Source organism: Massilimicrobiota sp. mt181 (assembly GCF_055420065.1).
Window position 1 is genome coordinate 1 of record NZ_JBVAYN010000021.1, and the last position, 12,354, is coordinate 12,354.

Sequence of the window (12,354 nt, forward strand, 5' to 3'; positions counted from 1 at the left end):
AATTATGTATACGAAAATAAATGAAGCTTATGAATATATTCGTTCTCGCTATGATAAGCCAATTGATGTAGCCATTATCTTGGGTTCTGGACTTGGACCTTTAGCTGATGAAATTGAAAATCCTGTTATCATTGATTATCAGGATATTCCACATTTCCCTGTTTCAACTGTTCCTGGTCACGAAGGAAAACTCTATATTGGAACGATTGCTCAAAAAACAGTTTGTGCAATGAAAGGTCGCTTCCATTATTATGAAGGACATGATATGGATGTTGTGACTCTTCCTGTTCGTGTTTTTGCAAAGTTGGGGATTCCTTATCTTTTTGTGACGAATGCCTGTGGAGGAATTCGTGAAGACTTAAATCCTGGTCAAATTACTTTGATTACAGACCATATCAGTTTTATGGCTCCTAGTCCATTACGCGGTCCTAATCTAGATGAATTTGGTCCTCGTTTTAAAGATATGACTGAAGTGTATTCTCAACAATTACGAAGTCTTGCAAAAGAAGCTGCCCAAAAAACAAATGTTTCTTTAAAAGAAGGTGTCTATTGCTTCTTTAAAGGACCAATGTTTGAAACACCTGCAGAAATACGTGCTTTACGTACAATTGGTGCTGATATGGTAGGTATGTCTACTGTTCCTGAAGCTATTGTCGCAAGACACTCTGGAATGACGACTTTGGGAATCTCTTTAGTCACAAACAAAGCAGCAGGATTAGGAAATAGCGAATTAAATCATCAGGAAGTCATGGAAGCTGCAAATCAGGCTGAAATCAACCTAGTTAAACTGGTCAAACAAATCATTCAAGACTTATAATGCAAAAGCGATGGGATTACTCTCATCGCTTATTTTGTCTTATAAACAGGATAGAAAGCCTGATATGTCTTTTTCAAACCTTCTTCTAAAGGTGTATACGTGATTCCTAAATCATGTATGATTTTTTGACCATTATAATATTCCATTTCTTCTTTATAAACTGGATATGGCAATGGATACTGTAATGAAATAGCTTCTTCAATCGTATGTTCTTCTACTTTTAATTGTGGTTCACATTGCTTTAAAATCTCATTTATTTTCTCATAGGTAACAGCCTCATTATTAATCACATTATAAATCTGATGATAAGCTTTTTTCTCAACAGCCTGTTGTATCGCCAAAGCTACATCTTTCACATAAACCATTTGAAAAGGATGAGTCGCATCCTTTAACGAAAATAAAGGTTGTCCACTTACGGCACGTTGAATCAGTAATGATTCTCTAGGAGCATAATTAAATGGTCCATAAATATTTCCTGGTCTTAAAATCGTATAAGGTATTGCATAATCTTGAGATAACTCCTGCAATTCTTTTTCTAATGCAACCTTTTGAAAAATGTATTCTCCCACTTCTCCCTGAAAATGTCGTGTTTCTAAAGGATGACTCTCATCTTTTTCAAGGCCAGTCTGTCGATAATAGACATCCACTGTACTTATCAAAATATAATGCTTGATTTGACCTGAATAAGATTTGATAACTGTTTCAATATCCCCTTTTTGATAAGCACATAAATCAATCACTGCATCATAACTTTGCGCCGGCAAATTCTTCCATGCCTGTTCATTATGACGATCCAAGAAATATTCCTGTACACCATATGCCTGCATAGAATAATTTCCTCTATTCACTAATGTCATATCCCACGTCTTTGATAAAGACATTGTCAAAACACGTCCTAAAAAATAACTGCCTCCAATAACCAAAACTTTCACAATCATCACCGCCTGTTTCTATTATATAAAAAAAGAATTACAGATACAAAATATTTGCCTGTAATTCTATCGATTTATAAAAATGGTTTCAATTCTTCAATATATTTTTGTGAAATATCTTCAAACTCATCAATATATTGTTTGACCCTCGCATCTACATGACTTTCTTTATTCATCAAATGTGCCATTGTCATAACTGCCTGATTGCTACCTTCTATTAACATCTTGGCAATCTTTGCATCATCCGATAACAATGTCTTCATTTCAATCATTGATTCTAACATCATCTTATTTTTCAAATGATCTTCAGCCTGAGAAAAATCACGTGTGACTTTATTTTTTAAATCACCATAAGCTTTTCTCTGATGTAAAACAATATCTCTAAGATGTTCATTTTCTATCTTATCTATTAAATGATCAATAGACACAAGTCCCATATTTAAACCATTCAACAATTCTTCAATACATGTTTCTCCATTCATTTTTATCACCAGTAAAAGTATGAACAAAAATATTTATTTTATACAGTCAACTTTTATCCATCCAACATTTCCCTGATGAATAACATAAGCATACTGATCATAAATACCAATAACCTTTACTTGCTCACCTTTTTGAGCCTCAATAAAATAATCAGTATAATCATCTAAACAATAAGTTTGTTGATGTCTGGTATATAAAAATTCATTTTTAATTTTCAAATATTGATTGGTTTCCTTTTGATAACATTCACTAAACTGATCACCTTTTTGAATGACTTCGACTTCAAAATAAGGATAGGCAATTTTATGTTGTTTTTGATTTTCAGGATTCACATCATATAACACTTCATGAATTGGTAAAGGCTGAACAGATTCCTGAGCATAATGAATAACACCATTTTTTGATTCAATGACAAGAGCATTCAACTGTGAAATTGATTTCACACCAGTTCCACCATCAACACAAATAATTTTCTTATCTAAATCAATAATAATATCATTACATATCTTATCTGAGAAATAATTAGATGTTGGCATATGTCCCACAATGACCACTTCATCTAAAAGATGTCCCTGATCATAAAAATATTTCATTTCAAGCAATGATGATAAAGAACTATTTTGATAATCTTTTCTTTTTTCAATACCTGCATGAACAAAAAGAAAAGAATTCAATTTCAAAGTCACAGGTAAATGCGAAATAAAAGCAATTTCATTATGTAAGTAATCAGCAATCTGCTTTTGAATACCCAGCATTGTTTCATGACCATTGTCCAGATGTAAACGATGATAAACCTCTCGAATACAACCATTGCTGGAAACACGCTTTAAATATCCTGGAATCTGATTAGCTAGTTCAGGTATTGTTAATAAAGCATCTAATGCCCATTCACAATTTCCCATCAACACAAAAACACGCTCTCTTTTTGCAAGCTCTTCAACAAAATGAATGGTCTCAATAACCTGATCACCTTTTTCTACAAAATCTCCTAAGATAATCAGATAATCTTCAGGTATATATCTGACTTTTTTTAATAAAGCTTTAAATCTATCTAAATGTCCATGAATATCACTCACAACAATGAGTCGATAATCTCCTTTAATCTTTTTTACCAAATGTTTTGGTGTAATCATGTCATCACCTCATCTTACCACTCTATTTTAACATAATTCATCTCAAAAGAAATTGAAATTATTGATTTCCTATACTATATCAATAAAATATTCTCAATTCAAAATATGCTTTAAACAAATATCATTCTATAATATTAATAAAGTTGTATTATAAAAAAATTTTTCTTCTTTTTGCGTATATATAAAGTGAGGTGGATATTTTTATAATCGATTTTAACAATCTATTTGATGTTTGCATTAAACATTATTTTCATCACTTACTCATCTTACTGATTTACTCAATATCATCCTCTTTGATGGTCTTCCCCTTATTAAGAACAATAATATCCACAATCTTGATGCTGACCTTCTATTATGGCAAAAGAGGGACACAGGAAGTTTAAAAGTAGCATATATTCTAAGTGCACTCACGTATAACAAAGATATCTATCAGATGCTAGAAAAGAAAAAAATTGATATGAGTGAATACGTATTAAAAATTAGCCAAATTGCTAACCAAGAAAGCATTATTATAACACTTATGAAACTGTTGACACAAAAGATTGGACAATTATCTAATGAAACAATTCAACAGATTGAATCAAGCCATATAAAACAACTTGATAATCTGACAATACATATCTTTGATATTAAAAATGAAGATGGTAATATTTATATTTAAAAAAATACATATCACAAATAAAAATGCCATATGAATTCATATAGCATTTTTCTTTATATACTCTTTTCCTAATAAATAGGCTCCATATTCCGGAGGAAAAATAGGAGATTGTATTTGCACCTGCAAAGCAGAAAGCTCTTTTTTCAAAGGTTTTAAGATATAATCCTTTGCCAAAAAGACACCACCTATATAAGAAAGTATAAATGAATATTTAAAATCTTTTGCAAGAGGCCATACAAGTGAAGCAAGATGATGAGCTGCATCCTGATAAATCTGTAAAGCATAAGGATCATTTTGCTTTGCTAATTCATAATTCAATTTTGCTAAATGCGCAATGACTTTTCTCTCATTCTCCATACGATGACGATATTGGATCATATCATAATCATTCATTAAACCACAATATTCTTTTACCATATGATAAAGTAAAGTACGTGGAAGTCTTCCATCAACCTGTTGACAATACTTTTGAAGTAATTGACAACCTATCCAATAGGCACTTCCTTCATCACCAAGCTGATATCCCCAGCCTCCACATCTCTTGCTTTGACCAGCTACATATGAAAAGGCAATAGAACCTGTTCCTGCTATAACCACAATCCCATCTTGGCCTGCCAAAGCTCCCATCAAAGCTATTTGAACATCATTATATAAAAGATACTGGTAACCATCAAAAGCCTTTTTACAAATATTTTCAATTTGATGTCGCAATTCTTTTTGGTTGCCATAACCTGCAAGACCCGCTATGATTATAGCTTGTTTTGAGGAATCAAGAGCTAGCACATTCTTTCTTAAAATATCAATACAGATTTCTTCTGACTGTGTTAAGATGTGCACTGATTGATTCACAATTTCATGCATTATATTTCCATTTTCATCATAAAGTACAAATTTTGTTTTGGTTCCTCCACCATCAATTCCTATATATTTCATGACCTGTCCTCTACCAATCTCAACTTAAACTTTTGCCACGGTTTTATATAATCTAACATAAATAATTCTTCATCTTTAATTCTACCGACCACATTAGACATCCCTGTATTCGTCATATCTTGTAAAGCTATTTGTAGTTCTCCTGCATAATGACCATATTGACTGCTTTCAATAATAATATCTCCTCTATGAATTATATCTGGAGTATTTAATAAATCAAAATGATATCCTTTATATTTGACTCTACTTTGAGTTGAACGAATCATATATGCATTAACATCCCCTCTATTGAAATGTAATTCTTCAAATAATATTTTTCGTTCTACTTCTGGTAATTCTATTATTTCAGCAACATCAAATGTTATCAAATATAAATCTAAATCTTTTAAAGACTCAATTTCTTCTTTTGAAGGATAACAATTTGAAATTAAAATATCATCAATACAATCAAGAGCAATCATATGTTTAATCTGTGTAATCAAAGATAAACTTCGATGCATTTCAAGTGTTGGCAAACCATTGGTAACTGGCCATGAACCAAATGTATTTTCATTTTGACTTGTGACAAAAGCAGCAGTTCTTAAACCATATTTTGTGAATCTTTTTGTACACTGAAGAAAATAATCTAACGATAAACCACTATACCCATGTGGATAAAAGTTATGACATCCTAATAAACAATGTCTATTCGGTTGATAATCCATTATTGTGTCTATTGTATGTACATCATTGCTCATATTAATTTCTATTTTTAATCCGTAAGGATTAAAAGTCATCATTGATTCTTCACTTCCTGAAAAACCAGCATCTAAACGTAATCCATCTGCTCCAATTTCTTTGAAGAAAGATAAATCCTGATAACTTATATCTAATTGATTAAAAACTCTAGGAGACACGTCTACAATAATTTCATATCCTTTTGATTTAGCATATAAGTTAATATCCTTAAAATCTTTAATAATTTCTTCTCTAGATTTTTCAACAGACAATAAACAAGAAAAGATTCTTGATGCACCGCATTGAGACATTTGATCAATATATGATTTGATTTCCTGAGTTGTAGATTTCTCTGGATATATAGATATTCCTAATCTTCTCATGGGATTTCCTCCTTGAATAATTGACGATCATAACAAATAAAAAATGGCAAATAAACAATCATTGAAATTATAATCATTCCTATAATATAAAGAATGGAAAAGATTTGACCACCTGTTGCCCAAAAGCCACCAACTACAGATGGTAATAACCATGGTGCCAACAAAACAGGTATATCTAAATAATGATAAACCATCATCATATAAGTACAAAAACTCATAAGTATTGGCGCAACAAGAAATGGAATTCTTAAATAACGATTTTGGACAATGGGTGCACCAAAAATGACTGGTTCATTGATATTCATAAGTCCTGAATGAAGAGTCTGATGCCCCATTTGTTTTAAATGGCAACTCCTTGCAAAAAAACGACATAAGAGAACTAATCCTAATGTAGCACCTGAACCACCAATCCAGACAAACCATTGATAAAAACCTTCAACACCTATGTAAGGAATAGTCTGATGATTGATATAACAGATAAGATTCACCATCAACATTTGTGTCCAAAATGGTCTGACTATAATCCCAACCATGGCGACACCATGAATACCGCTCAACCAGAACAGACATGTGAGTGATACAATGATAAGAACTCCTGCTAAGGATGCAAAAAAAGATAAACATGACTGCATAAAGGCAACAAGAATATGAACGTACATATCTTGCAAAAAAACCATCCCAAGCATCAATAAAGTAGTTCCCATCACTGGTAATAACTGTTTTAAGTAAGTTTCAATTGGTTCAATAAAAAAATGAATATTCTTTTCAAGATATATAGTCATTCGATGGATTATTGCTAGCCCAATCATTTGTATAAACAAAACAGGGAGGGTAAGAGTCATGATGGTATATGACTTGTTATCACAAAGAAATGTGATACTTAATATGATAGAAAATATTATAAAAATAGGGTTCATTTGCTTTTTTTGAATATAATGAAAAGCATACATGATTTGTATCATCAAGAAATATATATATTCCATATATTGATGAAAGATAGAAAACCACTGAAAGAAAACAATTATTCCTAAAACAACAAGACATAATGTCATATGAACAAATGTCATTTTAAGTGCCTGAATAAAATCTAAATTGGTGATTTCATACATATAATCATTGATTTGTTCATTCATCTTTATTCTCCTAGAAAAATAACAGACTGAAATCAGTCTGTTATTGATTTTGAATAGCTTTCTTAACAAAGCCTTGACTGTTTTCTAATCTTGACTTGGCTTCTTCAACAGTACAATCTAATAATATTTTAATAATTGCAACTTTGACATGTCTATGACATTCTTCAAATGTTTCTTGAGCGACTTCATAGCTACACCCTGTTGCTTCCATAATAATTTTTTTGCTTCTTTCAATCAGTTTTTCATTAGAAGGTTTGAGATCAACCATTAAATTTTGATAAGTTTTACCTATCCCAACCATCGATGCCGTTGATAACATATTCAAGACAAGCTTTTGTGCTGTACCTGCTTTTAAACGTGTTGAACCTGTAATCACTTCTGGACCCAGATTCATATCTATGGCCAGTTTTGCAACTTTTCCAATTTCACTATCTGGATTACAAGCAATACTGATTGTATAGGCCCCTATTTCATTGGCCTGTTTCAAAGCTCCTATGGTATGTGGAGTCCTTCCACTGGCAGCAATACCAACAACAACATCCTTATCACAAATACCAGCTTCCATGATTTCTCGTTGACCATCATCTTCATGATCTTCAGCGCCTTCTTTAGCTTTAACAAAAGCTGACTGACCTCCTGCAATAATACCATTCACTTCATTTGTTGTACTAAAAGTTGGAGGACATTCCACAGCATCTAATATTCCTAAGCGTCCGCTTGTTCCACTCCCTACATAGAAGAGTCTTCCTCCATGTTTGAGAGCTTCAATAATCTTTTCTACAGCTTTTTCTATCTGAGGTAAAACATCATGAATACGTTGCGGAACAAGAGCATCTTCTTCATTCATAACTGTTAAAAATTCATGGATACTCATATCGTCTAAATTCATTGTTTTAGGATTTCTACTTTCAGTAACTAAATGAGAAATATGAATATGACCCATAAAATACCTCCTTATAGTCTTACAAATCTAATTTTTGTGTTTGCATTAATAAAATCTAAAACATCTGTATATTCAGGATGGATAAATCCAATTGTATTTGTTCGTGAAATAAATGATAAATCTTGTTTCATCAAAAACACTTCACCACTATATCTTCCCGCTAATTGATTTTCCATAACAATATATCCACGTTTACGTAATGTACTTTTTTGAATAGGAATATCTGGTTTTCTTGGTAATGATAAACGAATCAAACTCTCTGATTGATCTTTTCTGACTTGAATATTTTGATCATAAAGATATTCATATCCCTTTTCCAAATAACATGGTATTGTGATGATGTTTTCCTTCATATAATCGTTTATATATTGAAGCGTACTCATTTCTGCCTGGCTATCACCAATAAAAACATCGTCAACACAACAATTTTGTAATAATTCTATGGATGCGATATACGGATTCACTGTACGATGTTTTTCCACTGTTGGTAAACCTTCATATAATGGAAATCTTTTCAAAACATCCCCACATACAAAAGCCTGAATTGTTAATCCATATTTTTGGAAGATTTTATTTTTTTCTTGAAAATCCTTCAACGATAAGCCTGTATCACTATGTGGATAATAATTATGTGTAACAGCAATCTTTGATAAGTCAACCCCATGGTCAAGTGCATCTCTTAAATAATTTTCATCAATAACACTGGCATTTAACATTAAATAGAAATTTTTTTGTAAGTCTTTAATAATATCATAATCATCAAAACCATAATCTAATCTTAATGCTTTAAACCCCATGTTTTTTAACTGTTGATAATCCTGATTTGGAATTTTTAATTTATCAAAAGTAACTGGTGAAATATCAGGTACAACCTGCAATTCTAATAATTGACATTGATTTAAAAATAACGGTAATTTTTCATCCAATGAAGTATAATCTTCCTCAGGAATTTGAAGTGAAGTAAATACATACTTCACTCCACATTTTTTTGCTTCTTGCAAATAATGTAAATCTAAATCCTGAAAATATACTGATATACCTAGCATAACTTTCCTCTATTCATTATTTGATAATGGGGCATGCATATAAGCTTTAACAGGTGAAGGAATACCACCTTCAATAGCTCTGACCTTCAATTGTGCCTGATAATATTTTTGATAAGGAACATCATTGACTTTACCATTAAAAATTGTATATTTTTTCAATGCATCAAACCACATTTGTACTTGTTCATCCGTAATTGTTACATAACAAGTAGGTGTAAATCCAATTAAATCTTCGCAGTTTTCACCATATAATAATTGAATATTTATACCTTCTCTTCGTAATCTTTGAACAGCAGCTGTAACTGTTTCATATGTGTAATAGTGACGAGGATGCATTGTACCTCTCCAATGAGTGACAACCAAATCTACTTTTTCTTTTTTAAAATAATCCATTAACATCTCAATGAATTCTTCCTGACTTGGAAGCGTAGCAGAAGTGTATTTCATATTATAACATTCACATTGCATTGCTTCATCACAAGCCACATTTTCTTGACGAATATTATCTAGATACTCTTGCTTTTCTTGTTCAGTAGCACCTTTACGATCCAATCTTCCTTCTGTCACATTAATCATTGTACAATGTGCACCTTGCATAGCATATTTAATAAGTAATGGACCACCCATAAGTTCAGCATCTAAATGATGTCCACCAATACACACAAGTCTTTTATATTTCATGACTATACCTCTTTTCTATACAATTGATATGTTCTATAGACTTTTACATCATGTCTTTCATAGAAACGTTGGGCAGCACCATCTGTCCATAGGAAATAAAGATAATAAATACCTTTTTGTTTCATTTCCTGCATCATATATTCAAACAAAACACCACCAATACCTTTTGATCTTAAATGTTCACTTACACCAAAAGGTCCAAAACGAGCATCATTTCCATCAATTTTTCTCATGCAGAAACCAAGAATATTTTTTTGTTCATCAACAACTAACAAAATAGTATCTTCTGCTTCTTTCTTTTGCATTGCTATTAAAGCATTACGTTTCCATCCTGCTCCAAAATTTTCTAATAAATATTTTAATAAAGGAAGCATGTATTCATCATTATAGCGAATAATATGAATACCATCTTTTTCTAATGAAGCAAGCTTTTCTTTATATTGATCTGCCATATGATAATCCCACAAACTTCTTTGCATACTGACAGATTCTGCACGATATACATAATTTCTATTTTCAAAGAAAGAAATCGCTTGTTGATATCTTTTATCTATTCCAGGAAAGAAATAATTTGGACTATACGCACATAAAGTTATTTCTTTTGTTCCCATATCTTTCAATCTTTTTTCAACTTCATCACATAACATGGTTCCTATTCCCTGATTTTGATATTCAGGAAGTACTCCCATAATTACAATCCAACCACGATTTTCTTCTAATCCTCTTTCTAAATATGGGATTTTTCTTCTTACTCCATAACAGAATCCTACTACTTTTTCATCATTCATAGCAAGCAAAAACAAATCTGGATTAAAATTTTCATCTAATAAAATAAGTTGTTTAAATCTTTCTTCATCAATACCATCATAAATTAAGCTTTGATTCCAGCAAGTTAAGACTTGCTGAAATCTTTCTTGTTGAAAACTTTCTAATCTTACATTTTCCATATACGTTACTCCATTTGATTATTTTCTATTTCAGGAGATGGTCCATCACCTTGAGAATCCATCTCTTGTTGAGCAGCTAATTCTGCTTTTAATTCTTGTCTTTCCATAACTTTAAAGAATGGTAAGAAAATAAAGAATAAAATAACAAAGTTAATCAAACTAATAATCATAGCTGAAATTTTAAATCCTGAACCGATAAATGCCATTAATGGAACAGGCATTGTCCACACAACATTAGCCACAATAGGTGGTTCAATTCCAATAGTAATTAAAATAGCATTGAATACAAATAATACACAGAATCCAATAACCCAAGGTACAAACATAAGTGGATTTAAGACGATTGGCAATCCATACATAACTGGTTCAGCAATATTGAATACTGTTCCAACAATTGATAATTTACCTAAGACTTTAAATCTCTTAACTGATGAAATCACACAAAGTAATGCAACTGGGAATACACTTAATCTGACATAAGCATTAACCCAAATTGATGAGAATAAGTAAGGAATATCTTGACCAGCCGCAAAAGCAGCTAAGTTAGAAGCAGCCATACTTTCCCAAATTGGAGTCATGATAGATCCAACAATATTTGAACCATGTAATCCAACAAACCAGAAAATACGATCTAAGAAAAATGCGAAGAATTGAGCAACTGGTCCACTTCCTGCAACGACAAGATGAGAACTCAAATCATTAAATAATGTCATTAAATTAAATCCAGAGATATTTCTTCCTACAAATGCACAGATAATCATAATAACTGTAATAGGAATTAAACTTGTAAATGCATCTGCAACCATTTGTGGTACACCATTTGGCATTTTAATTGTAATATTTTTATGCACGAGATATCTATAAATTTCTACAGTTACAATACTAATTAAAATAGCAGTAAATAAGCTTGGTGCACCTAAAATATATGCAGGATAGTCAAAGTTTTGTGATAAAGTTGTGAAATCAACAAAACATAAGAATCCTATAAGCCCTGCAATACCACAAACAATACCATTAACTTTTTTATCATAATTTTCATGATAATATTCACCAAGATAATAAGCATTTAAAATAGCTGTCAATAAAGCCATTAAGTTAATACTAATGAATACAAGTTGTGTTAAACCAGGTCTTATAACGTCAATCACACCATTGATAGCTTCTGCAACGTCTGGCATTCCTAGACCTGTTCCTTCAGCAAACAGTCCTCCTAAGTTTAATACAAGTGTTGCTGTTGCCCCAAGTATCATATACGGCATGAAAACGATAAATGTCTTTTGTAGAGTTTGCAAATAACGAATATTTGAAATGCGAATTAACGGTGGAGCTAAACGATTTTCAACAAAATCATTAATTCGCTCCATGAGATTCCCTTTCTTCTGAATATCACTCATAGTTTTCTCTCCTTCTAGTCCCTCTCTTTTTTCTTTTCATAATCGCGATTTATTATTTCTAGAAACCCCTTACATTGGAACTAATTTAAGTATAGCACGCCTTTTTCTCATTTACAATACTTTTCCCAAAAAAAAATGGAACTTTTCTCAA

Annotated in this window: 13 protein-coding genes; 2 read left to right on the forward strand and 11 right to left on the reverse strand. The window is 31.6% G+C overall.

Annotation, left to right across the window (positions count from 1 at the left end):
- Positions 1–817 (forward strand): purine-nucleoside phosphorylase (locus ACZYT4_RS10915; protein ID WP_463785625.1); only part of this gene is annotated, 817 nt, incomplete at its 5' end.
- Positions 818–846: 29 nt separating this feature from the next.
- On the opposite strand, the gene ACZYT4_RS10920 is transcribed toward ACZYT4_RS10915, so the two are convergent.
- From ACZYT4_RS10920 to ACZYT4_RS10930, 3 genes are all read right to left on the reverse strand, one after another.
- The gene (locus ACZYT4_RS10920) at positions 847–1,749 is read right to left on the reverse strand and encodes an NAD-dependent epimerase/dehydratase family protein (protein WP_463785627.1); all 903 of its coding nucleotides are present in this window, start codon (positions 1,747–1,749) and stop codon (positions 847–849) included.
- A gap of 74 nt (positions 1,750–1,823) precedes the next feature.
- A complete protein-coding gene (locus ACZYT4_RS10925) occupies positions 1,824–2,231 on the reverse strand; it encodes a hypothetical protein (protein ID WP_463785631.1) in 408 nt (135 codons plus the stop codon).
- A 33-nt stretch (positions 2,232–2,264) separates the two neighbouring features.
- Positions 2,265–3,365, reverse strand: coding sequence for a metallophosphoesterase (locus tag ACZYT4_RS10930; RefSeq protein WP_463785633.1), 1,101 nt, complete (start codon positions 3,363–3,365; stop codon positions 2,265–2,267).
- Between the two features lie 433 nt (positions 3,366–3,798).
- Here ACZYT4_RS10930 and ACZYT4_RS10935 point away from each other — a divergent pair, with 433 nt between their 5' ends.
- A complete protein-coding gene (locus ACZYT4_RS10935) occupies positions 3,799–4,026 on the forward strand; it encodes a DUF4351 domain-containing protein (RefSeq protein WP_463785636.1) in 228 nt (75 codons plus the stop codon).
- A gap of 36 nt (positions 4,027–4,062) precedes the next feature.
- Here the strand turns inward: ACZYT4_RS10935 and ACZYT4_RS10940 are convergent, their stop codons facing one another.
- Genes ACZYT4_RS10940 through ACZYT4_RS10975 form a run of 8 tightly spaced genes read right to left on the reverse strand, consistent with a single transcriptional unit; the run spans position 4,063 to position 12,203 of the window.
- Positions 4,063–4,959 (reverse strand): N-acetylglucosamine kinase, encoded by an 897-nt coding sequence (locus ACZYT4_RS10940; RefSeq protein ID WP_463785638.1) that lies wholly within the window; start codon positions 4,957–4,959, stop codon positions 4,063–4,065.
- Complete coding sequence (locus tag ACZYT4_RS10945; protein ID WP_463785641.1) at positions 4,956–6,059, reverse strand: DUF871 domain-containing protein; 1,104 nt, start codon at positions 6,057–6,059, stop codon at positions 4,956–4,958. Before ACZYT4_RS10945 ends, ACZYT4_RS10940 begins: the two co-directional genes overlap by 4 nt.
- On the reverse strand, positions 6,056–7,192 hold the full coding sequence (locus ACZYT4_RS10950; RefSeq protein ID WP_463785642.1) for a PTS transporter subunit EIIC: 1,137 nt from the start codon (positions 7,190–7,192) through the stop codon (positions 6,056–6,058). Before ACZYT4_RS10950 ends, ACZYT4_RS10945 begins: the two co-directional genes overlap by 4 nt.
- Before the next feature lie 40 nt (positions 7,193–7,232).
- A complete protein-coding gene (gene murQ / locus ACZYT4_RS10955) occupies positions 7,233–8,135 on the reverse strand; it encodes an N-acetylmuramic acid 6-phosphate etherase (protein ID WP_463785645.1) in 903 nt (300 codons plus the stop codon).
- Positions 8,136–8,146: 11 nt separating this feature from the next.
- The gene (locus ACZYT4_RS10960; protein WP_463785648.1) at positions 8,147–9,181 is read right to left on the reverse strand and encodes a MupG family TIM beta-alpha barrel fold protein; all 1,035 of its coding nucleotides are present in this window, start codon (positions 9,179–9,181) and stop codon (positions 8,147–8,149) included.
- Between the two features lie 9 nt (positions 9,182–9,190).
- Positions 9,191–9,862, reverse strand: coding sequence for a PIG-L deacetylase family protein (locus ACZYT4_RS10965; RefSeq protein ID WP_087244443.1), 672 nt, complete (start codon positions 9,860–9,862; stop codon positions 9,191–9,193).
- Between the two features lie 2 nt (positions 9,863–9,864).
- A complete protein-coding gene (locus ACZYT4_RS10970; RefSeq protein ID WP_463785651.1) occupies positions 9,865–10,809 on the reverse strand; it encodes a GNAT family N-acetyltransferase in 945 nt (314 codons plus the stop codon).
- Between the two features lie 5 nt (positions 10,810–10,814).
- A complete protein-coding gene (locus tag ACZYT4_RS10975) occupies positions 10,815–12,203 on the reverse strand; it encodes a PTS sugar transporter subunit IIC (RefSeq protein ID WP_463785653.1) in 1,389 nt (462 codons plus the stop codon).
- Positions 12,204–12,354: the final 151 nt, after the last annotated feature.

Bases quoted from the DNA above. Each gene is read 5' to 3' on its own strand.
- ACZYT4_RS10930 (WP_463785633.1), bottom strand. From the start codon at position 3,365: ATGATTACACCAAAACATTTGGTAAAAAAGATTAAAGGAGATTATCGA.
- ACZYT4_RS10975 (WP_463785653.1), bottom strand. From the start codon at position 12,203: ATGAGTGATATTCAGAAGAAAGGGAATCTCATGGAGCGAATTAATGAT.
- ACZYT4_RS10970 (WP_463785651.1), bottom strand. From the start codon at position 10,809: ATGGAAAATGTAAGATTAGAAAGTTTTCAACAAGAAAGATTTCAGCAA.
- ACZYT4_RS10960 (WP_463785648.1), bottom strand. From the start codon at position 9,181: ATGCTAGGTATATCAGTATATTTTCAGGATTTAGATTTACATTATTTG.
- ACZYT4_RS10935 (WP_463785636.1), top strand. From the start codon at position 3,799: ATGCTAGAAAAGAAAAAAATTGATATGAGTGAATACGTATTAAAAATT.
- ACZYT4_RS10940 (WP_463785638.1), bottom strand. From the start codon at position 4,959: ATGAAATATATAGGAATTGATGGTGGAGGAACCAAAACAAAATTTGTA.
- ACZYT4_RS10950 (WP_463785642.1), bottom strand. From the start codon at position 7,192: ATGAATGAACAAATCAATGATTATATGTATGAAATCACCAATTTAGAT.
- ACZYT4_RS10965 (WP_087244443.1), bottom strand. From the start codon at position 9,862: ATGAAATATAAAAGACTTGTGTGTATTGGTGGACATCATTTAGATGCT.
- ACZYT4_RS10945 (WP_463785641.1), bottom strand. From the start codon at position 6,059: ATGAGAAGATTAGGAATATCTATATATCCAGAGAAATCTACAACTCAG.
- murQ (WP_463785645.1), bottom strand. From the start codon at position 8,135: ATGGGTCATATTCATATTTCTCATTTAGTTACTGAAAGTAGAAATCCT.
- ACZYT4_RS10925 (WP_463785631.1), bottom strand. From the start codon at position 2,231: ATGAATGGAGAAACATGTATTGAAGAATTGTTGAATGGTTTAAATATG.